Source organism: Luteibacter sp. NPDC104163 (assembly GCF_055584245.1).
On the sequence record NZ_JBVJMK010000023.1, the window covers coordinates 20891 to 47501 of the forward strand.

Consider the following 26611-nt stretch of genomic DNA (forward strand, 5'->3'; position numbering starts at 1 on the left):
GCGCTCGTTCGATACGCTTCCCGCCATGCGCCCCATTCCTGGCATCACGGTCACGCCGTACGTGGGGCAGGACATCCTGCCCGTCGTCGATGAACTCGCCGGCCTGCGTATCGCGGTGTTTCGCGACTGGCCTTACCTCTATGAAGGCGATCGCGATTACGAGCGCGATTACCTGGCCGCCTATGCGGCGTCACCGCGCAGTGTGTGCGTCGTGGCGCGCACCGTGGGCGGCGAGGTAGTCGGCGCCTCCACCGGGATCCCGCTCGCCGATGATGGCGAGGCATTCCACGAGCCATTCCTGGCACGCGGCATGGCCCTCGACGAAGTGTTTTATTTCGGCGAATCGGTGCTCCTGTCGCCATGGCGTGGGCGCGGGATCGGCCATGCCTTCTTCGATGCGCGCGAGGCCCATGCCCGGGCCTGTGGAGGCTTTCGCTGGACGGCGTTCTGTTCCGTACGCAGGGATCCGGCCGATCCGCGCGCGCCTGCGCAGCATCGTTCGAACGATGCCTTCTGGCGCGGTCGCGGCTACGCGCCCGTCGGCGGCATGAGCTGTACGCTTTCGTGGAAGGAACGCGGCCATGCGGCCGCGACGCCACACGTCCTCGATTTCTGGATGCGCGGGCTCGACCGCGCGGAGACACGCGCATGACCCGCACCCTGGCCGAGTGGCTGGCCTATCAGGAAACCACCAACGTGCACGAGATCGAGCTTGGCCTCGATCGCGTGCGCCGGGTCTGGGAAGCCATGGGCGCGCCGCGGCCGGCGCCGCTCGTGATCACGGTGGGCGGTACGAACGGCAAGGGTTCCACCGTGGCCTTGCTTGAAGGCATGCTGCGCGCCGCCGGTTACCGGACAGGCTGCTACACCTCGCCGCACCTCGTGGACTACAACGAGCGCATCCGGGTCGACGGCGTGGACGCGGCAGACGGCGACCTTATGGCCTCGTTCGAGCGGATCGAGGCGGCGCGCGGCACGATCGCGCAGACCTATTTCGAATTTGGCACGCTGGCGGCGATCGACCTGATGGCCCGCGCCGGCGTCGACGTCGCGATCCTCGAGGTGGGCCTGGGTGGCCGCCTCGATGCGGTGAACATCATCGATGCGGATGCCGTCGTCATCACGACCATCGACCTCGACCACCAGGCGTGGCTCGGTAGCGACCGTGACAGCATCGGCAGGGAGAAGGCCGGTATCGCTCGTGCCGGTCGGCCAGCGGTGGTCGGCGAGCTGGACCCGCCGGAGGGGTTGCTGGACGCGCTGCGGGGCGTGGGCGCCGTGATCGAACGCGCGGGCTCGTCGTACTGGTGGGATACGGCCGCCGGCGCTTCGTCAGGCGACGGCTGGCGCTGGATGCACACGGACGGCACCGCGCTTGAACTGCCGCGCCCGGCGCTGGCGGCACCGGTGCAATTCGCGAACGCCTCGGCGGCGATCGCTGCGCTGCATATGCTCCGGAGCCGCGTCACTGTACCGGCCGGGGCGATCGCCTCGGCCCTGGCCAGCGTGCGCGTGGGCGGACGCCTCCAGCGCATCGGGGAGCATCCGCTCACGCTGGTGGACGTGGGTCACAACCCGCAGGCCGCCCGTGCTTTGGCCGACTGGCTCGACGCGCAGCCGCGCGCCGGTCGCGTGTTCGCCGTGTATGGCGCGCTGGCCGACAAGGACGTGGCTGGCGTGATCGGGGCGATCGGCCAGCGCGTCGATGACTGGTTCCTTGCCGGGCTTGACCGGGATACACCGCGCGGGTTGCCCGCCGACGCTATCGGCGCGGCGTTCGATCAGGTGTTGCCCGATGCGTCACGCACGGGTTATCCGGATGTCGCCTCCGCCTGGAGCGCGGCGCGCGAGGCCGCGGGCGCGGATGACACCGTGCTCGTGTTCGGCTCGTTCTTCGTCGCGAGCGCCGCCCTTACGACGCGCGTGTGAACGCCTGCACGGGGGAGGGCACCGGGCCATCCCCATTGCCGGTTATAATCGCGGCGATCCGCATTGCGCCGGCCGAATGGAGCTTTCCTTGAAAACACGCCTGCTGGGTGCCGCCGTCCTTATCGCGCTGCTCGTCCTGATCGTGCCGATGCTGTTCTCCAGCACGCCGCCCAAGGGCGATACCGACCAGACGGTCAGCCTTGAGATCCCGCCGGCGCCGGACCGCGAACTGCAGTCGCGCACGCTGGATGTATCGCCCAACGGCGCCGCTACGCCGGCGGCCACGCCCACCCAGGCGCAGCAGGGTACGCAACAGCCCGCCCCAGCGCAGCCCGTGGCCCAGCAGGCCCCCGCCGGCACGCCGGCCGCGACGCCGGCCGCCGCGCGTCCGGCACCGCAGGCTGCGGTCACGCCCGGCAGCGGCAGCCGCCTCGCCTCGGTGGATATCGCGTCGCGCAAGCCGGCGGATGCCCTGCCGGAAGATTTCGCCCAGCCGGCCGCCGAGCCGGCCAAGCCTGCCCTGGCGACGCCTGCCCCGGCGGATACGCCGGCGGCGGCCATGCCGGCCGGTGCCGCTGCGCGTGGCAACTACACGATCAACCTCAGCGCCTACGCCGATCGCAGCAAGGCGGATGCCGTGGTCCAGAAGGTCCGTGCCCTCGGGTATCCGGTAAGCACGGCCAGCATGAGCCAGGCCGGCAAGGCGCTGACCCGGGTCACCGCGGGTCCGTTTGATACCCGCGCCGCCGCGGAGGCCGCGCGCCTGAAGATCACCGCGGCTGTCCCGGGCGCCCCGGCGTCGCTTTCGTCGAAGCCCGAGGCCCAGGCCGCCGACGTCCCGGCCCCGCCGAAGCCGTCTGCCGCCCCGGCCGTGGCCCAGCAGCAGGCCCAGGCGGCCGCTGTCCCGGCCGCAGCGCCCCGCGCCGGGGGCTTCGCCGTCCAGGTCGCCGCCGTCAGCAGCGAAGCGGAGGCGAACCGCCTGCGCGACAAGCTGCGCGGCGCCGGCATCGCCGGCTACGTCGATAGCATCGCCTCCAGCAGCGGCGCGAAGCTCTGGCGCGTCCGCGCCGGCCCGCAGACGCAGCGCGACGATGCCGTACGCCTGAAAGACCAGATCAAGGCCAAGGTCGGCCTCGATGGCGTCGTGGTGTCTGCCCCGTAAGGGGCGGCACCGCGCGCAGGCCGGCAGATGGGGAGCAGCGCAGTGAACTGGGCCGATTACGTCATCCTGGCGGTGCTGTTCATCTCGGTCTTGATCGGCCTGGCGCGTGGCCTCATTTCCGAGGTGTTGTCGCTGGTGATCTGGGTCGCCGCCTTCTGGATCGCCTGGGCGATCGGGCCCCAGCTGGCGCATTACTTCGAAGGCTCGGTGTCGAACGCCACCGCCCGCGTGGGCATTGGCTACACGCTGGCCTTCGTCGCCGTGCTGGTGGTCGGCGGGCTGATCCGGTTCCTGATCTCGCGGCTGGTGGCGAGCACGGGGCTGGGCGGCACGGATCGCCTTTTCGGCATGCTTTTCGGCCTGGTGCGTGGCGTGCTGATCGTAAGCCTGGTGGTGTTCGCCCTTGGCTTCACGCCTTTGCCGAACGACCCCTGGTGGCGGGAATCGACCATGCTCCAGCAGTTCCGCGCCCCGGCCACATGGATTGGCGAGCAGATCCCGGCGAACGTGCGTGATTACATGCACCCGCCGGAAGCGTTGAAGAACATGAAAATGCCGGACGTCCAGCTCCCCAGCAAGGACGATCTCATGAAACTGCGCGACCTGCCGATCCCCGGGCAAACGCGCGACAATAACCAGGCTCACCCCGCTGCCGCTTCCACGGCGGCCTCTTCGTAGAAGGCAACACCATGTGCGGAATCATCGGCATCGTCGGTACCACGGAAGTGGCATCGGCCCTGTATGACGGCCTGACCGTCCTGCAACATCGCGGTCAGGATGCCGCCGGTATCGCCACCGTGGATGGTGCGCGCCTGCGCCTGCACAAGGGCAACGGCCTCGTGCGCGATGTCTTCAACTCGGCGGGCGTCGGCAAGCTGCGTGGTCGCATCGGCCTCGGTCACTGCCGGTACCCGACGGCAGGCTCCGAAGGCACCGAGGAAGCCCAGCCGTTCTACGTGAACTCGCCCTACGGCATCGCGTTCGCGCACAACGGCAACCTGGTCAACACCGAGCAGCTCCGCAAGGAGATGTTCGAGGATGACCGTCGCCACATCGATACCGATTCCGATTCCGAAGTGCTGCTGAACGTGCTCGCCCACGAGCTGCAGCTGGAAGACCGCGGCGACCTCACGCCGGAACACGTCTTCAAGGCCGTGTCGCGCGTGCACGCCCGCGCCCGTGGCGGCTACGCCTGCCTCGCGCTCGTGCTCGGCTACGGCCTCATCGCGTTCCGTGACCCCAACGGCATCCGCCCGCTGGTGCTCGGCGAGCGCGAAACCGCCGAAGGCCGCGAGTACGCGATCGCTTCCGAGTCGGTGGCCCTGGATGTGCTCGGCTTCAAGCGCACGCGCGATATCGCGCCGGGCGAAGCCGTGATCATCACCGAGGGTGGCCAGTTGTTCGCCCAGCGCTGCGCCGAGGGCGCGGTGCATTCGCCGTGCATCTTCGAATACGTGTACCTCGCGCGGCCGGACTCGATGATCGAGGACGTGTCGGTGTACAAGGCCCGCCTGCGCATGGGCGAGAAGCTCGCCGAGAAGATCCTGCGCGAGCGCGGCCCGAACCACGGCATCGACGCGGTCATCCCCATCCCGGATACCTCGCGTACCGCGGCGAGCTCGCTGGCGCAGGCGCTCGGCGTGCCGATGCGCGAAGGCCTGGTCAAGAACCGCTACATCGGCCGCACCTTCATCATGCCGGGGCAGGGCGAGCGCGTGAAATCCGTGCGCCGCAAGCTCAATGCCATCGACCTCGAGTTCCGCAAGAAGAACGTGCTGCTCGTCGACGATTCGATCGTTCGTGGCACCACCTCGAAGCAGATCATCCAGATGGCCCGCGATGCGGGTGCGAAGAACGTGTACTTCGCTTCGGCCGCGCCGCCGGTGCGCTTCCCCAACGTATACGGCATCGACATGCCCGCCGCGTCCGAGTTGATCGCCGCCGGCCGTACGGTGGAAGAAGTCGAGAAGCTGCTTGGCGCCGACTGGCTGGTCTACCAGGATCTCGAGGACCTGGTCTGGGCCGTCAACGATGGCAACGAAGACCTGAAGAAATTCGATACCTCGTGCTTCTCGGGCGAGTACGTGACCGGCGTGGATGCGGCGTTCCTGGAACAGCAGGAATCCCTGCGTTCGGATAACGCCAAGACCGAGCGTCGCACGGCCTGATCTACAGCGCGGCACGCCCGGCGTGCCGCGCGGCTCCCAGTGATGCAGGATCTCCACGCCGCCGCCCGCCGCTGCCTCGATGCTGCGGACCCCGCCGAGAAAGTCCGGCTGACGTTCGAGACGTTTGCCCGCCTGGGCGAGGGCGGGCTCGCCCCGGATCCGGCTTCTCCGGCGCCAGAGCCGATCACGCTGCCTGGCCGCCCCGAGCGGCCACGGCTTGTTTCAACGCGGGATCTCAAGCAGCGCGGCCTGGGTACGCCCGAGGGCCGCGTTGCGCTCGTGCACGCCATCGCCCATATCGAATTCAACGCGATCGACCTGGCCTGGGATGCGGTGTACCGCTTCCGCGGCATGCCCGATGCGTACTACGCCGACTGGGCCTCCTGCGCGAACGATGAGGCACGGCATTTCATGATGCTGCAGGGCCGCCTGGGTGAGCTGGGCCATGCGTACGGCGATTTCGATGCGCACAATGGCTTGTGGGAAATGGCGGAGAAAACCGCGCACAGCGATACGGCGCGCATGGCGCTCGTGCCGCGCGTGCTCGAGGCGCGCGGCCTGGACGTGACGCCGGGCATGATGGAGCGCCTGCGCCACCAGAAAGATGAGCGCACCGTGGCGATCCTGGAGGTCATCCTGCGTGAGGAAGTGGCGCACGTGGCCGCGGGGACGCGCTGGTTCCACTGGTGCTGCGCGCGGGATGGCGTTGAGCCTGAAGCGACATTCGCGCAGTTGCTGAACGATTACATGAACGGGTCGCTGCGCGGGCCGTTCAATCTCGATGCGCGGCGCGAAGCCGGTTTCTCCGAGTCCGAGCTGGCCTGGCTCGTCACTCTCTGACGTTACGGCGGGCTGCATCGCGCGCAAGCGCGCTCCCACAAGAGCACGCTATCCGAACATTGTGGGAGCGCGCTTGCGCGCGATCCGCGCGGAGCGCGGCCCAGGGCTAGGTAAGCTTCAACCCACGCAGTTCGACCGACGCCGGCTCAATGCGCAACACCGAGCCGTGGTCGTACCAGTCACCCAGCACGATGCGCTGCGCGGGTGCGCCGCCCAGCGTGAACTCGTGCACGGCGGGGCGGTGGGTGTGCCCGTGCACCAGTCGTGTCACGCGCGCATGGCGCATGGCGTCTTCGACCGCGCCCTGGTTCACATCCATGATCGTCTCATCGATGCGCCCGGTGCGTGACTTGCTGTCGCTGCGCGCCTGCGCGGCGAACGCACGACGCGCCGCCAGCGGCATTGACAGGATCTGCTGTTTCCACGCATCGGTACGCACCTGCTTGCGCACGGCCTGGTATTCGACATCGTCGGTGCAGAGCACGTCGCCATGCATCAGCAGGGTGGGCACGCCTTCGATCTCGTGCACCGTGCCGTCTTCCAGCAGCGTCATGCCGGCGCGTTCCGCGAAGGCTTCGCCGAGCAGGAAATCGCGGTTGCCGACCATGAAGTACACCGGCACGCCCGCATCACGCAGGCCCTTCGTCGCGGCGGCGATCCGCGCAGGCAGTTCGGCGTCGTCATCGTCGCCGATCCAGGCCTCGACCAGGTCGCCCAGGATGTAGAAGGCGTTCGCGCCGCGCGCCTCGTCGGAGCCCAGGTACTGCTCGAAGAGGGTGGTGATCTCGGGGCGGGCGTCGTCGAGGTGGAGGTCGGCGATGAACAGCGTCGTCATGGCGTGGTCTTGGCCGCCGGCTTCTTTTCGGCCTTCTTCGCAGGCGCAGCGGCGGGTTTCGCGGCATCCGTTGCAGGCGCGGCCGCGGGCTTCGCCGGCGCGGCGGCCGCCGTGGACGCGGCAGCAGGCGCGGCCTTCTCCTCACCGACGACCTGCGCGGAGTTGATGATGACCAGCGGGTTGGGTACATCGCCCACGAACGGGCCCTGGGCCTTGGTCGGCACCTTGGCGATCTTGTCGATCGTATCCATGCCCTGCACGACCTTGCCGAACACGGCGAAGCCCCAGGTCAGGCCGCTCTGATTGCTGACGTAGTCCAGCCGGCGGTTATCGACCAGGTTCACGAAGAACTGGGCGGTACCCGAATTGGCATCCGCGCCACGCGCCACGGCGACGGTGCCGCGCAGGTTGGACAGGCCGTTATCGGCCTCGCTGGGAATGGGTGCGCGCGTGCGGCGCTGGGTGAGGTCGCGGCTGTAAAGACCGCCCTGGACCATGTAGCCATCGACGACGCGGTGGAACACCGTGCCGTCGTAGAAGCCATCGCGCACGTACTGGAGGAAGTTGGCGACGCTCTTGGGCGCCTTCTCCGGGAACAGTTCCAGCGTGAAATCGCCCTGCGAGGTGTGCATGACCACCCGCGGGTGGTCGACCATGCCGGGTGCTGGCGCGGGTGCCGCCGGCTTGGCCTGCTGCTGGGCCAGTGCGGCGGCGGGCAGGGCGAGGAGGAGGCTGGCGAGGACGGCTTTCAGCATGGGCGACCGGTTCGTGCGTTGGGACAACCCGACCATGATACCCCCTTGGTGGGGGCAGGCAGGCTTATTCAGTAACGATCTCGAGTTCCAGGCCCAGTTCAGCCAGCGGCTCGCGCTCCTGCTCCAGGTCGGCTTCGGTGAGCGGGTGCTGGTCGAGCCAGTCGGCGGGCAGCGTCAGGCGCAGGCGCTGGCGGGTGGCGTTCACGCGGATGCGGGGCAACGCCTCGGCGCGGCGCGCACGCCGGAACAGCACGGCCAGGCGGAGGATGGCCGTGATATGCCGGGCCAGCGGGCGGTAGCGCACCGGCAGTGCGGTGATCACCGATTTCTCGGGCTTGCGCCGGTGCGATTCAACGATGGCGGCCAGCAACTGCTGCTCCTGCCGCGAAAAACCGGCCATATCGGCGTGGCGCAGGATGTAGGCGCCGTGCCGCTGGTGCTGGCTGTGCGCGATGGCCAGGCCGAGTTCATGCACGCGCGTGGCCCACGAAAGCCATTCGCGGCCATCGTCGTCCAGCTTCCAGACCTTGGCCAGCTGGTCGAAGATAGCGAGCGCGGTGGTTTCCACGCGGCGCGCCTGGGCACGATCCACGCCATAACGCGCGGCGAGGGCGTCGATGCTCGCCATGCGCGGGTCGGTACCCGCGGAACGGCCGATCAGGTCCCACAACACGCCTTCGCGCATGGAGCTTTCCGACACGCGCAGGCGCTCGATGCCGAGGGCTTCGAAAGCGGCCTCGAAGATCGCCACGCCGCCGGCGAACACTTCCGCGCGGTCCTCGGCGAGGCCCGGCAGCTTCAGCGGCGCGCCGGTCGCGCCCTGCTCGATGAGTGCTTCGCGCACGGCCGCCAACGCATCCGGCGTGATGCCGTCATCGGATAGCTTCATCGCGCGCACGACCGAGCCGATGGCCTTGGCCGTGCCGGACGAGCCGTAGGCATCGGCCCAGCCAGCTTCACGGTAATCCTCGGAGAACTGCTGCAGCAGCACGCCGATTTCACGCCGCGCCTTCTGCCAGCGCTTGCGGGTGATCTTGCCGCCGGGGAAGAAGCGCAGGGTGGAGGCGATGCAACCGACCTGCACGCTTTCCGTCAGCAGCGGCGAGGTGCCGCGCCCGATGATGAACTCCGTGCTGCCGCCGCCGATGTCGATCACCAGGCGGTGGTCGCGCGATGCCGGCAGGTCGTGCGCGGCGCCCAGGAAGATCAGGCGGCCTTCCTCACGGCCCGAGACGATCTCCACCGGGTGGCCAAGCGCAGCCTCGGCGGCGGAAAGGAACGCATGGGGCGACGCCAGGCGGCGCACGGTGTTGGTGGCGACGGCGCGGATGTGTAGCGCGGGGATGCCCGCCAGGCGCTGGCCGAAGCGGGCGAGGCTGCCGAGCGCGGCGGCGCGGTGCGCCGCATCCAGAGTGCCATCGGGACGCAGGCCGACGGCCATGCGCACCGAATCACGCAGGCGATCGATCACCCGTGGTTCGCCGTGTTCGTAGCGTGCGACCACCATGTGGAAGCTGTTGGAGCCGAGGTCGACGGCGGCGAGGAATTCGCCATCGTTGATCTGCGATTTACCTGATGTGGCCAAGGGAGATGTCCGCAGCGGCGTATTCGGTGAATTTTGTCACGCCTTCACCGCTTTGTGGAAATGGCGGCGCGCGATTTCGGCATGGCCGACAGCGCGAAGAGCAGGATGCACAGGAATCCGAACACCCAGTAATCCGTTGGCGCAGGGCCCCACCAGTGGCGGTGCCAGGGCACGTTCTCCGGGTTGAACCGTGCAAGCCCGAAGGCCGGGTTCAGGATGAACCAAAGGCCATCCTCGGCCACCCAGAACAACATGACGCAGGCGATGATGCGCACCTGGGCGCGCCAGCTCCAGAACCCGCGGAAGACCATGGGGAAATGGAAGAACAGCGCAATGAACGGAAACACCCACGCATGGTAGCCCGTCATCGGCCGGCCGCCCCACAGGAGATCGAGCAGCCAGTGGTTCTCGATGCGCCAGGTGGGCAGGCTGGTCGCCCAGCCATGGGGGCCTTCGATTTCGACCTCCACGTGGGCGAACAGGAAGGCGAGCAGGAAGGCGAAGGCAGCGGTCGCGACGACGGAGGCGATGCGGCGGCGCGACGAATGGCTCATCGCTGGCCCATCGAAGCGAGGACGATGTCGATCACATCGCGCGCGGCATGCGGACGCCCCATCGCGCGTGCACGCGCGCGCATGCCGGCAAGGTGCGCGGGGTCATCGCGCAGGGACTGCACCCGCCACGCCATCGCCACGCCGTCGATCGCCTTCCAGGCGGCGCCCTGTTCCATCAGGTAGTCCGCGTTGCGTTCTTCCTGGCCGGGAATCGGCGCGTTGACGATCATGGGCACGCCCATCGCGAGACACTCGGATGTCGTGAGGCCACCGGGCTTGGTGATCGCAAGGTCACAACACGCCATGAGCTGCTCGACGTGCCGTGTATAGCCCTGGGGGAAGAGGCGGCCGGCGTGCTTGCCGGAGGCGAGTGCCTGCAGCCGCGCAAGCATGTCCTTGTTACGTCCGGCCAGCACCACGAGCTGGAAATCACCGCCCGCGGAAAGCAGCGTATCGGCGAGCTGGTCGAGCGCACCCACGCCGGCGCCGCCGCCCATCACCAGGTAGGTCGGGCGCGCCGGGTCCATGCCGAAGCCGCGCGCCAGCGCGTCCCGGTCGTGTGTTTCGGCGAAGGCCGGCATCACCGGGATGCCGGTGGTGTGCACGAGCGTGGTGGGCAGCCCCACCGCATGCATGCGATACGCGATCTCCGGGCTCGCCGCGAAGTAGCCGCTCATGCCCGGCACGATCCACATGCGGTGCAGGTCGAAGTCGGTTACCTGCAGGTATACCGGCGCCGTGACGCGGCCCTTGCGGATCTGCCGCGCGAGCATCTCGGCAGGCAGGAAGTGCGTGCAGACGATGGCGTCGGGCGCGAACTCCGTGATCGCGGCGCGCAACCGCCGGGTGTTCAGGCGCTCGATCGTGCGGCGCATGCGCTGCACCACCGCGTCGGGGCGCGCGTCATCGGTGATGCGGTAAAGCATGCCCCAGATCCGCGGGTACCGCGTGATCAGGCCAAGGTAGAAATCGGCGTAGATCCGCCGGAAGCTCGAAGGCACGTAATCCATGACATCGAGGTGGCGCGCTTCCACGTCGCAGCCATCGGCCGCCAGCGCACCGACCGTGGCTTCAAGCGCATCCGCGGCGCGCACGTGCCCCGCGCCAGCGGATACCGACAGGAGCAGGATGCGCCGCTTCACCCGCAGTACTTGGCCAGCAGCGCCTGTTGCGCCGAATGCGGGGACTCGCCCGCCGCGGGATGCCGCCGCGTATAACGACCATCCTGGCCCAGCATCCACGCCTGGGTGTTGTCGCGCAGGTAATTTTCCAGCGTTTCCTCGTAGACGCGCTTGAACAGGTCGGGCTCGAGGATCGGCACGCCGACTTCGATACGGCGCATGAGGTTGCGTTCCATCCAGTCCGCGCTTGCGCAGTAAAGCTCGGGCTCGCCATCGTTGGCGAACCAGTAGACACGGCTGTGTTCGAGGAAGCGGCCGATGATCGAGCGAACGCGGATGTTCTCCGATACGCCCTTGACGCCCGGGCGCAGCGTGCACGCGCCGCGGATGATCAGGTCGATCTCCACGCCCGCCTGCGACGCGCGGTACAGCGCTTCGACTACGTGGGCTTCGTTCAGGGCGTTGAGCTTGGCGACGATGCGCGCCGGGCGGCCCTGGCGCGCATGCTCGATCTCGCGCTCGATCTTGCCCATGACGCTGCTGTACAGCGTGAAAGGCGAATGCAGCAGGCGCTTCAGCTGGATCATCGGGCCCAGGCCCGAGAGCTGCTGGAACACCTTGTGGATGTCCTCGCCGATCTCGGCGTTCGAGGTCATCAGGCCGATGTCCGTGTAGCCGCGGCTGTTGCCCTGGTGGTAGTTGCCGGTGGAAAGGTGCACATACCGGCGCAGGCCACTGCCTTCGCGGCGCACGATCAGCAGCATCTTCGCGTGCGTCTTGTATCCGACCACGCCGTAGACCACCTGCACGCCCGCTTCCTGCAGGCGGTTGGCGAGGCCGATGTTGGCTTCCTCGTCGAACCGCGCGCGCAGCTCGATCACCACGGTGACGTCCTTGCCGTTGCGCGCGGCATCCACCAGCAGGTCGACCAGCGGTGAATCCTTGCCGGCGCGGTAAAGCGTCTGCTTGATCGCGAGTACGCCCGGATCCTGCGACGCACGGCGCAGCAGCTCCACCACCGAGGCGAACGACTCGTAGGGGTGGTGCAGCAACACGTCGCGCTCGCCAAGCACGTCGAATTCATTCACGCCCTTCGCGAAGGCCGGCGAAAGGCGTGGCGTGAAGTGCGGGAACTTCAGTTCGGGGCGATCGAGCTGGTCGTAGATCACGCCGGAGCGGATGATGTTCACCGGGCCGTCGCAGCGGTAGTTATCGGCGTCTTCCAGCTGGAAGTTCGCCATGAGCATCTCGGTGATCGCGCGCGGGCAATCGGCACCGACTTCAAGCCGGACCGGGCGCGCGTAGCCGCGACCCGCGAGTTCCTCGCTGAGCGCGCGGGCGAGGTTTTCCACCTCGGCCTCTTCGACCACGAGTTCGCTGTTGCGGGTCACCCGGAACTGATAGGCGGCGCATACCTGGAAGCCAGGGAAAATCTCGTCGGCGAAGCTCTGCAGCACCTCGGCCAGGAACACGAAGTCGCCATCGCTGCCCGACACCTCCGCAGGGATGCGGATGATCCGGGGCAGGGAGCGCGGGGCACGGACGAGCGCCATGTGGCCCTCGCGGCCAAAGGCATCGCGGCCCTTGAGCACGACGGCCAGGTTGAGTGTCTTGTTGAGGATCCGCGGGAACGGATGCGCCGGGTCGAGGCCGAGCGGCGACAGCACCGGCATGATCTCGTTCTGGAAATAGCCCTGCAGCCAGCGGCGCTGCTTGTCCGACCACTGGTCACGGGTGAGGAAGCGGATGTCCTGGGCGCCGAGCGCCGGCCCGAGCTCCTCGTGCCAGATGCGGTAGATCTCGCGCACCAGTTCCAGCGTGCGCTCGCGGATGCGCGAGAGGATCTCGCCCGACGAGAGGCCGTCCGCGCCGGGCAGGGCGACGCCGAGGGCGTGCTTATGCTTGAGCACGGCGACGCGCACCTCGAAGAATTCATCGAGGTTGTTGCTCACGATGGTGAGGTAGCGCAACCGTTCCAGCACCGGCACGTCCGGGTCGCTGGCCTGGGCCAGCACGCGGAAGTTGAATTCCAGCGCCGCCAGTTCGCGGTTGTTGTAGAGCTCGGGGGCCCCGAGGTCGATCTTGGCGCTCATGCGTTCCGCGGCTCGTTTCATGACCGCCGATGGTGGACCATCGCCGGCCGCCGCGGAAAGGGGCATCGCAGCAACCTGCGGGCGCCGGGGAGCCATGCGTTCAGGCCGGTGCGCCCGCCACGTCGTGCAGGCGGCTGCCGTCGAGCAGGCGATCGCTGCCGAAGACGCAGGCGAAGGTGGAGCCCTTGCCCGGCTCGCTCTCGATCGAGAGGCGCGCCTGGTGCAGGTTCAGCACGTGCTTGACGATGGAAAGGCCGAGGCCGGTACCGCCGGAATCGCGCGAGCGGCTCGACGAAACGCGGTAGAACCGCTCGGTCAGGCGGGCGATATGCGCGGCAGGGATCCCGAAGCCGGAATCCTGCACCGAGAAGCGTGCGCCACCGTCGGTCGCGGCCCAGCGGATGGCGATCTTGCCGCCCGTCGGGGTGTAGCGCACCGCATTGCCCACCAGGTTGCCAAAGGCGCTGTGCAGGTCCTTGGTGGAACCCAGCAGGTCGTAACCGGTGGCGACGTCGAGTGAAATGGTATGCCGGCCCTGGCTCAACGCTTCGGCTTCCTTGCGCAGCGACGCCAGCAGGGGCGCCATCTGTACGTGTTCCTCGGCGAGGTGGTCCTGCGTCTCCAGGCGCGAGAGCGTCAGCAGGTCTTCGACGATCTGGCCCATGCGCTTGGATTGCGCGCGCATTTCATCGAGCACGGGCGCCAGTTCGGGCACGTCTTCCGGATCGAGCAGCTCCAGGTACCCGTGGATCACGGTGAGCGGGGTACGCAGCTCGTGCGACACGTTGGCCACGAAGTCGCGGCGGATCTGCTCCAGCCTCGTGAGGTGGCTCGTGTCGCGCGCCAGCAGCACGCGCTGGCGGCTACCGAAGGGCAGCAGGGTCGCCGTGATGTGGCGGTTGGGGTGGCCCGGCGCGGTCACATCCGTCAGCGGCTCGCGGGCGCCTTCTTCCAGCCATTCGGCCAGTTCGCTGTTCTTCAGCACATCCGTAATGAAGCGGCCGCGGTCGCGCGGACCCTTCAGGCCGAGCAGTTCCTCCGCCGCGTGGTTGAACCAGCGGACATGCTGCGCGTGGTCCAGCAGGACCACGCCATCGGGGAGGGAACCGGCCGCGCTGCGCAGGTCGCGGAGGCGGGAGGCGATACGGCGTGTGCGGGTCATGAGACGGTCATGCTCAGGGTGGGGCGTTGCAGGCGATTGCAACATTGGCCCGGCCATATGACGGAATAGCGACAGCAGCACGACGATTTCCAGCAGCGCGATAACGCTCACGCCCGCTAGCGCCGAGCCCGCGAGCACGCCCACCGCGCCACCCGCGAAAAGCAGGGCGGCGCAGGTGGCGGGCAATCGCCAGGAGGTCAGGAAGCTGGGTGGCATGGCGGGTAACCGGCGGTCTGGTGGTTCGCACCATAACGCGGCTGGCCCGCGTTAGCCTAGGTATTGGCGGAGAAGCGGTAGCCCGCGCCGCGCACGGTCTGCACCATGTCGTCGAGCTTCCACGGCTCCAGTGTCTTGCGCAGGCGGCGGATGTGCACGTCCACCGTGCGTTCTTCCACGTACACGCTGCCGCCCCAGACATGGTCGAGCAGCTGCGCGCGCGAGTAGACGCGTTCCGGGTGGGTCATGAAGAAGAACAGCAGGCGGTATTCGGTCGGGCCGATCGGCACGGCATCGTCACCGGCGAACACGCGGTGCGCCGGGCCATCGATGCGCAGCCCGCCCAGTTCCACCACGCCCGAGCCGTCATCACCCTGGCTGCGGCGCAGGACGGCCTTGATGCGGGCGATGAGCTCGCGGGTGGAGAACGGCTTGATGACGTAGTCATCCACGCCGGCCTCGAGGCCGTTGACCCGATCCATCTCCTCGCCGCGGGCGGTGAGCATGATGATGGGGATCTCGCGGGAAAGCTCCTCGCGGCGCAGTCGGCGGGCCAGCTCCAGGCCGCTGGTGCCCGGGAGCATCCAGTCGAGCAGGATCAGGTCCGGGACGCGCTCGGAAATGGCCATCTGTGCGGCGCGGGCGTCGGCGGCGTGTGCCGCGTCCATGCCCGCCTTGCGAAGCGCGAACGCGACCATGTCGCGAATCGATGCTTCGTCTTCCACGATAAGAATGCGCTTATGCACGCTATGAACCGCTTGGTGGCTGTGACCGTCATATTGCAGCCATGCAGTGTTACACGGCAATGACAACGGTCACATTCGGCCCGTGCCGATAAGGGGCATGGCCTGCTGGGTCCGGCCGTCCGGATTGTCATCGGTGGCCACCCGGCGCTTGCGCAGCTCGAGCAGGAGCGGGGTCAGGTCCGCGATCTGGGCCTGGACCCGCGAGCGCTGGTAGAAGTCGAGGTCGTCGCGCTTCAGCAGCCGGCGCAGCTGTTCCATGGCGTCGAACGGCCGCCCGGAGAGATAGGCGGCATTGGCATAGGCCTCCGCGGCCCGGACGCTGTCACCGGCCCGCTCGCTGGCCTGGGCATAGGTCCGGAAGATCTCGGGGTCATCGCTGTTGTCCAGCATGGGGCGGAGCAGGGCGGCCGACTGCTGGGCGCTGGCCGTGCTGCCCTGGACCGCGAGCGCCTTGGCGTAGCCCAGCGCGACGGCGACGTTACGCGGCGAGTTCGCGTGCAGCGCCTTGTAGATGGCCGTGGCGTCGCCATAGCGGCCGGCATCCAGGTAGGCGTCGGCCATGGCCAGGCGCAGTACCACGCTATCCGGCAGTTGGGCGAGGAGTGGCTGGAGCTGCTCCACGGCCTGGGCGCCGCGGTTGCTGCGGGTGAGGGCCACCGCGTAGCCGTAGCGATTGGCCGCGGTGTCGAAGTCCTTCCGCTTGAGGTTCGTGGCGTAGTACGCGGCGAGCTTGCCGACATCGCCCGACAGCACGCGCACGCGCTCGCGCATCAGCGCATAGGTATCGCCCACGCTGTCCCTGGCGACCGCAGCGCCCGTGCCGGCCAGGGTGGTCGGGTCTTTCACGAAAAGCACCGGTGCGGTGTTCTTTTCCCACACCGCCTTGTCGAGCGTCGGCAGCTTTGGCCGGTCCTTCAGGCGAGCCTCGAGCACACGCGCACGGGCGCGCGCATCGCTGATGCGGTCCAGCGTGACCGGGTGCGTCTGCAGCAGCGCCGGCAACGCATCCTCGCCCTCGCCGACGCGCAGCGTGTCCTGCATGCGGCCAAAGAAATCGGCCATGGCTTCGGGATCGAAACCCGCGTTCGCCAGCGTCTGGATGCCGACGCGATCCGCCTCGATTTCATCCTTTCGGGTGAAATTGATCTGCCGCTGCAGCAGAAGCCCCTGGCCACCCATGAGCACGCCCGCGGCGGCATCGCCACCGGCACCACCCGCGCCCGCGGCGATGGCACCGAGCAGGACCAGCGCCAGGAGGGGCGCGTCCTTCTTCGATGCCTCGAAGGCGCGATACAGGTGGTTCTGGGTGATGTGGCCGATTTCATGCGCGATCACGCCGGCCAGTTCGCTTTCGTTCTGGGTGATGTTGATCAGGCCGGCGTTGACGCCGATGTAGCCGCCCGGTGCCGCGAACGCATTGATCTGCGTATCGCGCACGATGAAGAACTGGAAATGCTCCTTCGGCCGGTCGCTCGCCGCGACCAGGCGGTAACCCAGGTCGTTGATGTACTGGTCGAGCAGCGCGTCGTCGACGGTCAGGTCCAGCGCGTGCATCTGCCGGAGCATCTGCGCGCCGTAGTCGTCGGCCTCCCGGGGGCTGATCAGGGCATTGGCGGAACTGCCCAGGTCGGGCAGGCGCACCGCATCCTGCGCGCCGGCCACGAAGGTGACGGCGGTGGTGGCGGCAAGGAGCAGCAGGCGGGGAAAGGGCGGGCGCATAAGTGAGAAAACGATACCACCACGGGGCCGGATCCGGCTTGGACCGCGCGGGCGGGCAGGGGTTCGCCATGGGGTTGTAGAATAGGCCCCAGGCCGCCATTTAGCGGTAATCAATGCGTTCGGAGACACCGTTCCATGACCACCCCCGATATCACCATCTATTCGACCGCGGTATGCCCCTACTGCGTCGCCGCCAAGAACCTGCTGAAGGCCAAGGGCCTCGCATGGAACGAGGTGCGCATCGATATGGATCCGACCCAGCGCGACATCATGCTCGAGAAGAGCGGCGGCCGCCGCACGGTGCCGCAGATCTTCATCAATGGCACCCACGTGGGTGGTTTCGACGACCTGGCGGCTGCCGACCGCAGCGGCCGCCTGGCCGAGATCCTCGAGGCGGCGCACTGATGGCCACGGACAAGACCCGCGTCGAGGAATTCACCGCCTTCCGCAAGCGCATGAACGAGCGCATTCTGGGCGAAGACAACCAGGTCGTACGCCGCTTCTTCGCCCTGGATACGCAGACGTACCGCGAGGGCGCGCTGGATGTGAAAACCAAGGAAATGCTGGGCCTGGTCGCTTCCATGGTCCTGCGCTGCGACGATTGCATCAGCTACCACGTGGCCCAGTGCAAGGAAGCGGGCGTGAACCGCGATGAGTTCTTCGAAGTGTTCAGCGTAGGCCTGGTCGTGGGCGGCTCCATCGTCATCCCGCACCTGCGCCGCGCCGTGGATTTCCTCGATTCGCTGGAAGGCGAGCCGGCCCAGGCGGATGCCGCGGCCTGCGCGGACCACGCTAACGGCTGAACCGGCCCCGCCAGGGGGCCAAACCTTGAAGGAAGCGGGCAAAATCGCCGATAATTGGGCGATTTTTCTCCCCGGCGACCGCATCCGCGTGCGTCCAAGACCCGCTTCCTTCCAGGAGTAATCCCCATGAGCAAGACCATTGCCGTGATCCCCGGCGACGGTATCGGCCCCGAGATCATGGACGCGACCATCCGCGTCCTCGATGCCCTCGACTGCGGCCTGACCTACGATTTCGTGGACGCGGGCATGGTGGCCCTCGAGAAGCACGGCGACCTGCTGCCGCAGGGCACGATTGATGCCATCGCGAAGCACACCGTGGCGCTCAAGGGCCCGCTGACCACCCCCATCGGCGGTGGCTTCACCTCGATCAACGTGACCCTGCGCCGCAAGTTCGACCTGTACGCCAACGTGCGTCCGGCGATCAGCTTCCCGGGCACGAAGGCGCGCTACGAGAACATCGATATCATCACCGTGCGTGAGAACACGATGGGTGCGTACATGGCCGAAGGCCAGACGCGCGAAGGCACCGGCGAGAACGAGGTGGCCGTCTCGGTCATCCGCAACACCCGCCCGGGCATGGAGCGCATCTGCCGCTACGGCTTCGAGATGGCCCGCGCGAAGGGTCGCAAGAAGGTCACGGCCGTGCACAAGGCCAATATCATGAAGACCTCGTCGGGCCTGTTCCTCGACGTGGCCCGTGAAGTGGCGAAGGATTTTCCGGACCTCGAATTCCAGGAAATGATCGTCGACAACGCGTGCATGCAGCTGGTGATGAACCCGTGGCAGTTCGACGTGATCGTTACCACCAACCTGTTCGGCGACATCCTGTCCGATCTGTGCGCTGGCCTCGTCGGCGGCCTGGGCCTGGCGCCGGGTGCGAACATCGGTAAGGGTGCGGCGATCTTCGAGGCGGTGCACGGTTCGGCGCCGGATATCGCGGGCCAGAAGAAGGCGAACCCGTGCGCGCTGCTGCTTGCTGCGGCTGACATGCTGGATCACCTGGGCATGGTGGCCAAGGGCACGCGCCTGCGTTCGGCGATCAGCGAGGTGATGAACGCCCGCGACCGCACGACGCCGGACGTCGGCGGCACCGGCAACACCGATACCTTCGGCGATGCGATCGTCGAGCGGATCAAGGCCACGGCGTAATCGCCTCGGTAGTTCGATGACGAAAAAGCCCGGCTCCGGCCGGGCTTTTTTTGTTTCCGCGCCTGTGGGAGCGCGCTTGCGCGCGATCGGCGGTGGCGCAAGTACCCATCGCGTGCAAGCACGCTCCCACAGCGCGTTCCTACAAAGCGGCGGTTTCGGGGGATTCGTTGGATGCGGGGATGTAGGTGTTCTGCAGCGCACGCTGGCAGACGGCCGCCTGCGCCGGGTAGCGCTCGACGCAGAACGTCACCCACTTCCGCACGCTCTTCGCCCGCTGCGAAGGCAAAAGATGTCCCGTCAACGGCGCCCGCGAAAAGCCGGTGATTTCCTTCAGCACCGCCAGCAACCCATCGTGCACGTACCACGGGTGGTACTGCGTATCGGCCCGCCCCGTCGGCGCCTGCACCCAGATCGACTGCTCGGGTAACGACCGGCTATCACCCAGGTGGGCAACGATATAAGGCACCGCCGGCCTGCCCAGGCCCATCAGCATCCGGAACGACCTGGCCTGCGTCCGGGAGTCCGTGGTCAGGCTCGCGACGAGCTGGTCCACGACGGGAGCCAGGTCGGGTGGTGTGTTCGAAGCGGGCGCCACGGCCATGGGTGGCGTGCCCGGTGGCGGCGTATGCACGGGCTTCTCAGCCGCCGTCGCAGCCATGGGAATCAGTAAAGCCAGGAACCAGCCGAACCGTTTCATGCCCGTTTCTCCATGCAGGCTCACCCCGGCTGGAGTATCACCCCGCAAGGAATCGCGGGGTGTGAAATCTTCTTTAACCCCGGAAGAAGGGGTAGGGCGCCAGGAACACCAGCCAGACCATCACCACGATGCCGATGTACTTGAGCACGCGGAACAGCTTCGGGTTCGCCTTCTTGAACTTGCGCGTGCGGTCGCGGCCACGCTGGTTGAGCGCGAACATGCGGTTGACGAAACCGACCTGCTCCTTGCCGTCGTCGCTGTTGGGCGAGGCCGTGATCGAGCCCATGAACGCGCCGACGCGCTTGTTGATCGCCGTCATCAGGCCGAACTTGAGCGGGCGCTCGACATCGGCGAACAGGATGACGCGGGTCTGGTCGGTGCGGTTCTCCGCCCAGTGCACGTAGGTTTCGTCGAACACCACGTCCTTGCCGTCGCGCCAGGCGTGCATTTCGCCATCGACGAAGATGCGGCAATCATCGGAGTTAGGGGTGATCAGGCCGAGGTGGTAGCGCAGCGAGCCGGCGAACGGATCGCGGTGCGGGTTCAGCCGGCTGCCCGGCGGCAACAGCGCGAACATGGCGGCCTTCACGCTCGGGATCGAGTTCAGCAGCTTCACCGTTTCCGGGCACAGCGCCTCGGCCGACGCGAGCGGCTCCCCGTACCACTTCAGGTAAAAGCGCTTCCAGCCCTGCTTGAAGAACGAGTTGAACGAGGCGTCGTTGTGCTTCTCCGCCGAACGGATGTAGCCCTCGTCGAAAAGGTGCATGGCCTCTTCGCGGATGGCCTGCCAGTTGTTCTGTAGCAGGTCGAGCTGGGGGAAGCCGGCGCGGTCGAGGATCGGGCGGGCCGGCACGGCCGAGAAGGCGTACATCAGCAGGTTGTACGGCGCGAACAGTGCCGAGTGATCGACAAGCTGGCGATCGAAGCGCAGGCGCGAGCGGCCGCGCAGGTGCACCAGCAACACGCACAGCGTGAAGAGGATCAGCACGTACAGGACGATGAAGCGGGGCCCGAGGAGATTCATGGGGTTGCACTCAAAAGGACCCGCCTAGTTTACTCCTGCCTCAGTGGGCCAGCACGTGGCTGGCGCCGCCGCCTGGCCGCCAGGCGCCGCGAAATGCCTTTTCCAGCCAGGAAATGGCGGCCCTGACAGCGGCATGCGGCGATTTGCCCCGCGCCAGGTGGGCCGTGACGGCTGAAGCGAGCGTGCAGCCGCTGCCATGGCCCTCGAAGGGGAGGCGGGCATGGCGGAAGGCCAGCACGCCGCTCGCATCGTAGTAACGGTCGACGACGTCGCGTCCGCCTGCGTGGCCGCCCTTGAGCAGCACGCCGCCCGCGCCCAGGGCGAGCAGGTCGGCCCCGGCTTCGTCGAACGCCTTGCCGATCGGGCGGCCCAGCAACGCCTCGGCCTCCGGGAGGTTGGGTGTGAGGATGTCGGCGAGCGGGATCAGGCGCGTCACGAGCGCCTCCAGCGCATCCTCGTTAAGCAGTCGCGCGCCGCTGGTTGCGACCATCACCGGATCGACCACGAGCCACGCGGGTTGCCGCGACGCCATTTCCTTCGCGACGAGGCGCGTGACGGCGGCGCTGCCGAGCATGCCGGTTTTCACGCCAGCGATCGGGAAATCGGCAAAAACCGCATCGATCTGGCTACGCACATGGGCAAGCGGCAGCGTGTGCACGGCGGTGACGCCGCGCGTGTTTTGCGAGGTGACGGCGGTGATCGCGGTGAGCCCGTGCGTGCCGAGCGAATGGAAGGTCTTGAGGTCGGCCTGGATCCCCGCACCACCGCCGGAATCGCTTCCGGCGATGGTGAGGGTGTTGGGTCTGGCCTTCGTCACAACGCTTCGGAGGCGAAATCGGCCAGTCGTGAACGCTCGCCGCGCTTCAGGGTGATGTGGCCGGAATGCGCCCACATCTTGAAGCGATCCACCGCGTAGGTCAGGCCCGAGGTGGTTTCGGTGAGGTACGGCGTGTCGATCTGCTCGACGTTGCCGAGGCACACGATCTTGGTGCCCGGGCCCGCACGGGTGATCAGCGTCTTCATCTGCTTCGGCGTCAGGTTCTGCGCCTCGTCGATGATGAGGTAACGGCTGAGGAACGTGCGGCCGCGCATGAAGTTCAGCGAGCGGATCTTCACGCGCGAGGCGAGCAGGTCGTTGGTGGCCTGGCGGCCCCACGAACCGCCTTCCTCCGGATTGGCGAGCACCTCGAGGTTGTCGGTGAGCGCGCCCATCCACGGGGTCATCTTTTCCTCTTCCGTGCCGGGGAGGAAGCCGATGTCTTCGCCGACCGATACCGTCGCGCGGGTCATGATGATTTCGCGGTACCGCTGCTGGTCCATCACCTGGGCCAGGCCGGCGGCGAGCGCAAGGAGCGTCTTGCCCGTGCCGGCGGTGCCGAGCAGCGTGACGAAATCCACGTCGGGATCCATCAGCAGGTTCATCGCGAAGTTCTGCTCGCGGTTGCGCGCCGCGATACCCCATACGCCGTGCGCGGCGTGGGTGTGGTCATCGAGCAGCACGAGCTTGGCGCGTTGCGCATCCTCCGGGCCACGCAGTTCGAGTACGCGCAGTTCCACGTCGTTTTCGCCCGGCATGTACAGGCACTGGTTGGGATACCAATGCTCGTCTTCGCGTACTTCCAGTTCGTAGAACGTGCGGCCGCGTTCGTTCCACGACCGGACCTCCGGGTGCAGGTTCCAGAAATCCTCGGGCAGGGCGTCGGAACCCGTGAAGAGCAGGGCGAAGTCGTCGAGGGCGCGGTCGTTCTCGTAATCCTCGGCGGTGATGCCGTAGATCGAGCCCTTGATGCGGAGGTTGATGTCCTTCGTGACCAGGATGACCGGGCGATCCGGATACTGGTCACGGAGATCGATCACCGACGCAAGGATCTGGTTATCGGCCTTGCCATTGCCATGGCTGGCGCGTTGCTGGAAGTACAGGCGGCCCACCGCGCCGCGCTTGAGCTTGATGCCTTGTGGATTCTCGAGCTCGAGTCCCTGTTTCAGGCCGTCCACGCCGCCACGTTCGATCAGCTCGTTGAGGAAACGGCTGACCTGGCGCGCGTTACGTGAAACTTCCGAGCCACCTTTCTTCTTGTCGTCCAGTTCCTCCAGCACCGTCATCGGTATGAAGACGTCGTGTTCCTCGAAACGGAACAGCGATGTCGGATCGTGCAGGAGCACGTTGGTGTCGAGGGCGTAGATGCGCTTGCTTCCGGTCATGCGGAAGTGACCTCATGCGGAGGTTGCGAAACCCGGCCATGTGGCCGTGGCCGGGGGAAGGAGCCGCGTGGCGCGGTGTCCGTCACGCGGTGGGAACGCTCTCAAGGACGGCCTGCGCATGGCCGGGGATTTTCACCCCGCGCCACTCCGCATACAGCTTGCCGTCGGGGTCGATGAGAAAGGTGCTGCGTACGACGCCCATGTAGCGCTTGCCGTACAGCACTTTCTCGTGGATGACGTCGAAGGCCTGGCACCAGGCTTCATCGGCGTCGGATACAAGCGGGAAGGGGAGCTCGTTCTTCGCCGCGTAGTTCGCGTGCGAGCGGACCGAGTCGCGCGAGACGCCGATGACCTCGGCGTTGCGGGCCTGGAATGCCGCGTAATGGTCGCGGAAATCCTTCGCCTCGTTGGTGCAGCCCGGCGTGTTGTCCTTGGGGTAGAAGAACACCACTACCCACTGGCCGGAGAGGGAAGACAGCGCCAGCGTGGAACCATCGCCGAGCGTGCCCTTGAGTTTCGGAACCTTCTTGCCCTTGCCGATCATGCGTTACGTCTGCGTCCCTTACGTCAGAACTTCACGGGGTCCATGATGGCATCGAGGTTGAGGCCATCGCACAGTTCGAGGAAATCGTCGCGGAGCGCGGCGATATGCGTTTCGGATGGGATGCCGATGGTGATCTGCGCCTGGAACATTTCAGCGCCGGTCTGCATGGCCTGGTAGCGCATCGACGAGAGCTGTTCCACGCTGATATCGCGGCGTGAGAAGAACTCGATGATCTTCACGAGGATGCCGGGCCGGTCGGCCGCGATCACTTCCACCAGGTAAGGCAGCAGGTGGGCGGTGGGTTCGCGCGGTGTCGTGCGGTAATGCACGATCTGCAGTTCCTCGTCGCGCGCCAGCTTCCCGACCGCGGTCTCGAGCTTGGCCACGGCATCCCACGAGCCCGAGGCGAGCAGCATGACCGAGGTATCGTTGCCGATGGTCGAAACCCGGGCATCGGCCAGGTTGCAGCCGGCATCGGCGATGCGCTTGGCGAGGGCGAGGATGGGCGCGCGGTGCGCCGGCGACAGCGTCGAGACAAGTAGCTGGTTATCGGCGGCGTTGCGTGCTACGGAACGATTCAAGGCCTTCACTACCCTTGGCGCGGCCCGCGGGGCGCGGGGCGTCGCTGTTGGGTTGAGCTTAACGGGCGCCATCGGACAGTAGCAAGACACCATGGGCCGGCGTGGGGCGCCGCGCGCGAATGGACTCCCCGGAAACGCCCCGGTAACATGCGAAGGGCTGGTTCCTCAATGGGTTTCACCTTGGATATCTCCGGAAGCATCACCGCGCTGGCAACTCCGTTTGCCGCCGACGGTTCCCTCGATCTCGACGCGTTCGGCCGCCTGCTCGACCAGCAGCTCGCTGGCGGCACCCAGGCCGTGGTCGTCGCGGGTTCGACGGGTGAATCGCACTTCCTCGAGCATGATGAGTTCAAGCGCCTGCTGGCGTTTGCCGTGAAGCACATCGACAAACGCGTCCCGGTCATCGCCGGTACGGGTGAAGCCGGCACCGCGAAGACCATCGCCACCACGCGGCTGGCGAAGGAGCTGGGCGCCGATGCCGCCCTGGTGGTGGCGCCGTTCTACGTCCGTCCCACCCAGGAGGGCATGCGCCGGCATTTTCTTGCCGTCGCCGACCAGGGCGGCCTGCCGGTCATCCTGTACAACGTGCCGCCGCGCACGGGTTGCGATATCGCCCCGGAAACCGTGGCGGTGCTTCGCGATCATCCCGGCATCATCGGCATCAAGGAGGCCCGCGGCGACGCGGAGCGCATCCGTGCCATCGCGGAACTTATCCGCCCCGATTTCGTCTACCTCAGCGGCGACGACGGTTCGGCCCACCAGGCCATGCTGGCCGGCGCCGCGGGCACCATCTCGGTGGTGGCCAATCTCGTGCCGGGGCCTTTCCGTGAACTCTGTGACGCCGCCCGCTCGGGCAGCGCGGAGCGCACGGCGAGCGCCACGGCCCGCCTGGCCCCGCTGATCGACGCCCTGAACTGTGCGCCGAACCCCATTCCCGTCAAGGCCGGCCTGGCCCTGCTGGGGCTGGGTTCGGCGGCGCCCCGCCTGCCCCTGGTCGAGCTCGAGCCCGGCCCGGCGCTGGCAAAAGTGCGCGAAACGCTCGCGGCTCTGGCACCATTGGCGACTGCCGCCTGAGCAACCCAATTAAACGGATTCCAACGGAACCTTTGTTCATGAAGAAAACCTCGTACGCGCTGGTCGTCCCGGCACTGCTCCTGTCCGTCCTGGTCGTTTCCGGCTGCGGCGCGTTCCGCTCCACCAAGCAGTGGGAGAAGGCGAAGCAGGAAGCCCCGCTGGAAATCCCGCCGGGCCTGGATACGCCGTCGACGAGCGCCGCGCTGGTCATTCCGGACGCGGGCTCCGGCTCGGGCACCACTGCCGGCGCCTCGGCGGCCGCCCCGGTCTCGGATGGCTTCATCCTGACCGATGCCCCGGATGCCGCCTACAAGCGCATCGGTGAGGTTCTTTCGGTCGGTGACGTCGGTTCGGTGACCGCCCACGACGACGACACCCACACCTATCAGATCGCCGCCACCGCCGGTGCGCCGGAGGCGAAGCGGGGCTTCTTCAAGCGGATGTTCGGTGGTGGCAACAAGAACCCGGACGAGGCGATCGAGGGCGGCCCGCAGGCGACGCAGGGTGGCGGCAACAAGCACTCGGTGGTCCTCACCGTGAACCCCAGCGGCGCCGGTTCCGAAGTGCGTGCGCAGGGCGATGCCAGCGGCGTCCGTCGCGTCATCGACGCGCTGAAGTCGCGCCTCGGCGTCAAGTAATCCGGCACTGTCCGGCGCAACAAAAGGCCGCCCCAGGGCGGCCTTTTTTGTGCCTGTTTGTGGGAGCGGGGGGGGGGGCGGGGGGGGGGGGGGGGGCCGGCCCCCCCCCCCCCCCCCCCCCCCCCCCGCTCCCACAACAGCCCTTGCGCGCGACAATCAGGTTGAGCGTTCGCACGCCGCTTGCAATGCATCCCTGAAGCACCCGGGCTGGGTCAGGCGCGCGGCGAGCGTGCCCTTGAAGGCATCGCCGTGGCCGCAGGCGGGCACGCGGTAGACGTCGGTGTGGTCGTCGTGGCGGTCGGCGCCGTGCGAGACCAGGCAGCTCTTGTCGAGCGAGATCACCACGGTGCCCGCGCAGAGGCGGCGGGCGAGGGCGTTGATCGTCGTGTCGCTCATCGCCGTGACGGCCGCGGCGGTGATATCGATATTGAGGAAGCGCCCGCATGCGTGGGCGAACTCATGCAGGCCGAGCAGCAGCACATCGGTGCTGGCGAACTCCCGCACCGAGAGGCGCGGTGGCATCGGACCCGGATCGAGGATGCGCAGCAGGCGCTTCGCGCCGGCGAATTCCAGCGCCGCGGCGACGGTATCGATGTTCGTTTCCGCCGAGGCCAGCAATACGGTGGCCTCGTCGAACAGATCGCCCTGCGCCGCGACGAAGGCCGCATCGAGGTGATCGTTCGCGCCGGAGGAAAGCACGGCAAGCGATGACCCGCGCGGCTCGTCGAACAGGCCGGTGCGCCCCGTACGGACGCCGGGAATGACCTGCCAGCGCGCATCCACGAGCGGCGGCAGGCCGGAAGGGTCGATCACGTCATCGCCGATGGCGGCGATCAGGCCCACGCCGGCGCCGGTATGCGCGGCGGCGACGGCCTGGTGGAACGCCTTCCCGCCGGGACGGCGCTCGAAGCCTTCGGCATGAACCGGTTCGCCGGGGCGGGGAAGGCGCGGCACGCGCCAGCGCTCTTCCTCGCTATATCCGCCGACCACCAGCAGGCGGATGCCGGCCATGGA

The 26611-nt window shown here is 67.5% G+C and carries 27 protein-coding genes; 11 read left to right on the forward strand and 16 right to left on the reverse strand.

Annotated features, from left to right (window positions below):
• Positions 1–25: 25 nt before the first annotated feature.
• The 6 genes from ACZ6YI_RS19905 to ACZ6YI_RS19930 all read left to right on the forward strand — a co-directional run bounded on the left by ACZ6YI_RS19905 (position 26) and on the right by ACZ6YI_RS19930 (position 6099).
• Complete coding sequence (locus ACZ6YI_RS19905; RefSeq protein WP_465780148.1) at positions 26–652, forward strand: GNAT family N-acetyltransferase; 627 nt, start codon at positions 26–28, stop codon at positions 650–652.
• On the forward strand, positions 649–1929 hold the full coding sequence (gene folC / locus ACZ6YI_RS19910) for a bifunctional tetrahydrofolate synthase/dihydrofolate synthase (RefSeq protein WP_465780149.1): 1281 nt from the start codon (positions 649–651) through the stop codon (positions 1927–1929). Before ACZ6YI_RS19905 ends, folC begins: the two co-directional genes overlap by 4 nt.
• 88 nt (positions 1930–2017) lie before the next feature.
• The gene (locus ACZ6YI_RS19915) at positions 2018–3091 is read left to right on the forward strand and encodes an SPOR domain-containing protein (RefSeq protein WP_465780150.1); all 1074 of its coding nucleotides are present in this window, start codon (positions 2018–2020) and stop codon (positions 3089–3091) included.
• A gap of 42 nt (positions 3092–3133) precedes the next feature.
• Entirely contained in the window at positions 3134–3769 is a 636-nt protein-coding gene (locus ACZ6YI_RS19920) for a CvpA family protein (RefSeq protein ID WP_465780151.1), read from the forward strand.
• Between the two features lie 11 nt (positions 3770–3780).
• Entirely contained in the window at positions 3781–5259 is a 1479-nt protein-coding gene (purF, locus tag ACZ6YI_RS19925; protein ID WP_465780152.1) for an amidophosphoribosyltransferase, read from the forward strand.
• A 42-nt stretch (positions 5260–5301) separates the two neighbouring features.
• Positions 5302–6099, forward strand: coding sequence for a ferritin-like domain-containing protein (locus tag ACZ6YI_RS19930; protein ID WP_465780153.1), 798 nt, complete (start codon positions 5302–5304; stop codon positions 6097–6099).
• A gap of 106 nt (positions 6100–6205) precedes the next feature.
• Here the strand turns inward: ACZ6YI_RS19930 and ACZ6YI_RS19935 are convergent, their stop codons facing one another.
• The 9 genes from ACZ6YI_RS19935 to ACZ6YI_RS19975 form a co-directional block, all read right to left on the reverse strand.
• Positions 6206–6934, reverse strand: coding sequence for a UDP-2,3-diacylglucosamine diphosphatase (locus ACZ6YI_RS19935; RefSeq protein ID WP_465780154.1), 729 nt, complete (start codon positions 6932–6934; stop codon positions 6206–6208).
• Positions 6931–7689, reverse strand: coding sequence for a peptidylprolyl isomerase (locus ACZ6YI_RS19940; RefSeq protein WP_465780155.1), 759 nt, complete (start codon positions 7687–7689; stop codon positions 6931–6933). Before ACZ6YI_RS19940 ends, ACZ6YI_RS19935 begins: the two co-directional genes overlap by 4 nt.
• 64 nt (positions 7690–7753) lie before the next feature.
• The gene (locus ACZ6YI_RS19945) at positions 7754–9274 is read right to left on the reverse strand and encodes a Ppx/GppA phosphatase family protein (RefSeq protein ID WP_440325995.1); all 1521 of its coding nucleotides are present in this window, start codon (positions 9272–9274) and stop codon (positions 7754–7756) included.
• A gap of 44 nt (positions 9275–9318) precedes the next feature.
• Positions 9319–9828 (reverse strand): hypothetical protein, encoded by a 510-nt coding sequence (locus tag ACZ6YI_RS19950; protein ID WP_465780156.1) that lies wholly within the window; start codon positions 9826–9828, stop codon positions 9319–9321.
• The gene (locus ACZ6YI_RS19955; protein WP_465780157.1) at positions 9825–10970 is read right to left on the reverse strand and encodes an MGDG synthase family glycosyltransferase; all 1146 of its coding nucleotides are present in this window, start codon (positions 10968–10970) and stop codon (positions 9825–9827) included. The genes ACZ6YI_RS19950 and ACZ6YI_RS19955 overlap by 4 nt, the downstream gene beginning before the upstream one ends.
• The gene (ppk1, locus tag ACZ6YI_RS19960; RefSeq protein WP_465780158.1) at positions 10967–13063 is read right to left on the reverse strand and encodes a polyphosphate kinase 1; all 2097 of its coding nucleotides are present in this window, start codon (positions 13061–13063) and stop codon (positions 10967–10969) included. The genes ACZ6YI_RS19955 and ppk1 overlap by 4 nt, the downstream gene beginning before the upstream one ends.
• 79 nt (positions 13064–13142) lie before the next feature.
• A complete protein-coding gene (gene phoR / locus ACZ6YI_RS19965) occupies positions 13143–14420 on the reverse strand; it encodes a phosphate regulon sensor histidine kinase PhoR (protein WP_465780159.1) in 1278 nt (425 codons plus the stop codon).
• A gap of 56 nt (positions 14421–14476) precedes the next feature.
• Positions 14477–15166 carry a phosphate regulon transcriptional regulator PhoB gene (phoB, locus tag ACZ6YI_RS19970; protein ID WP_045827901.1) on the reverse strand — a complete coding sequence of 230 codons (690 nt, stop codon included), beginning with the start codon at positions 15164–15166 and terminating at the stop codon, positions 14477–14479.
• A gap of 69 nt (positions 15167–15235) precedes the next feature.
• On the reverse strand, positions 15236–16885 hold the full coding sequence (locus ACZ6YI_RS19975; protein WP_465780160.1) for a M48 family metalloprotease: 1650 nt from the start codon (positions 16883–16885) through the stop codon (positions 15236–15238).
• Between the two features lie 135 nt (positions 16886–17020).
• Here ACZ6YI_RS19975 and grxC point away from each other — a divergent pair, with 135 nt between their 5' ends.
• The 3 genes from grxC to ACZ6YI_RS19990 all read left to right on the forward strand — a co-directional run bounded on the left by grxC (position 17021) and on the right by ACZ6YI_RS19990 (position 18837).
• Positions 17021–17290, forward strand: a complete 270-nt coding sequence (gene grxC, locus ACZ6YI_RS19980; RefSeq protein WP_465780161.1) for a glutaredoxin 3 — start codon at positions 17021–17023, stop codon at positions 17288–17290.
• Positions 17290–17688, forward strand: coding sequence for a carboxymuconolactone decarboxylase family protein (locus tag ACZ6YI_RS19985; protein ID WP_465780162.1), 399 nt, complete (start codon positions 17290–17292; stop codon positions 17686–17688). The genes grxC and ACZ6YI_RS19985 overlap by 1 nt, the downstream gene beginning before the upstream one ends.
• Positions 17689–17814: 126 nt before the next feature.
• The gene (locus ACZ6YI_RS19990) at positions 17815–18837 is read left to right on the forward strand and encodes an isocitrate dehydrogenase (RefSeq protein WP_465780163.1); all 1023 of its coding nucleotides are present in this window, start codon (positions 17815–17817) and stop codon (positions 18835–18837) included.
• Positions 18838–18976: 139 nt separating this feature from the next.
• Here the strand turns inward: ACZ6YI_RS19990 and ACZ6YI_RS19995 are convergent, their stop codons facing one another.
• From ACZ6YI_RS19995 to ACZ6YI_RS20020, 6 genes are all read right to left on the reverse strand, one after another.
• Positions 18977–19534 carry a hypothetical protein gene (locus ACZ6YI_RS19995; RefSeq protein ID WP_465780164.1) on the reverse strand — a complete coding sequence of 186 codons (558 nt, stop codon included), beginning with the start codon at positions 19532–19534 and terminating at the stop codon, positions 18977–18979.
• 73 nt (positions 19535–19607) lie between these two features.
• Positions 19608–20534 (reverse strand): aspartyl/asparaginyl beta-hydroxylase domain-containing protein, encoded by a 927-nt coding sequence (locus ACZ6YI_RS20000; protein WP_465780180.1) that lies wholly within the window; start codon positions 20532–20534, stop codon positions 19608–19610.
• A gap of 64 nt (positions 20535–20598) precedes the next feature.
• The gene (thiD, locus tag ACZ6YI_RS20005) at positions 20599–21375 is read right to left on the reverse strand and encodes a bifunctional hydroxymethylpyrimidine kinase/phosphomethylpyrimidine kinase (RefSeq protein ID WP_465780165.1); all 777 of its coding nucleotides are present in this window, start codon (positions 21373–21375) and stop codon (positions 20599–20601) included.
• On the reverse strand, positions 21372–22760 hold the full coding sequence (locus tag ACZ6YI_RS20010) for a PhoH family protein (RefSeq protein WP_440326683.1): 1389 nt from the start codon (positions 22758–22760) through the stop codon (positions 21372–21374). Before ACZ6YI_RS20010 ends, thiD begins: the two co-directional genes overlap by 4 nt.
• Positions 22761–22842: 82 nt before the next feature.
• Complete coding sequence (locus tag ACZ6YI_RS20015; protein WP_465780166.1) at positions 22843–23304, reverse strand: peroxiredoxin; 462 nt, start codon at positions 23302–23304, stop codon at positions 22843–22845.
• Positions 23305–23327: 23 nt separating this feature from the next.
• Positions 23328–23978, reverse strand: a complete 651-nt coding sequence (locus ACZ6YI_RS20020) for a glycine cleavage system transcriptional repressor (protein ID WP_465780167.1) — start codon at positions 23976–23978, stop codon at positions 23328–23330.
• 87 nt (positions 23979–24065) lie between these two features.
• Between ACZ6YI_RS20020 and dapA the strand changes: the two genes are divergently transcribed.
• Entirely contained in the window at positions 24066–24959 is an 894-nt protein-coding gene (dapA, locus tag ACZ6YI_RS20025; RefSeq protein WP_465780181.1) for a 4-hydroxy-tetrahydrodipicolinate synthase, read from the forward strand.
• Positions 24960–24997: 38 nt separating this feature from the next.
• Entirely contained in the window at positions 24998–25597 is a 600-nt protein-coding gene (locus tag ACZ6YI_RS20030) for a hypothetical protein (RefSeq protein WP_465780168.1), read from the forward strand.
• Positions 25598–25753: 156 nt separating this feature from the next.
• On the opposite strand, the gene ACZ6YI_RS20035 is transcribed toward ACZ6YI_RS20030, so the two are convergent.
• On the reverse strand, positions 25754–26608 hold the full coding sequence (locus ACZ6YI_RS20035; protein WP_465780169.1) for a PfkB family carbohydrate kinase: 855 nt from the start codon (positions 26606–26608) through the stop codon (positions 25754–25756).
• Between the last annotated feature and the right edge of the window lie 3 nt (positions 26609–26611).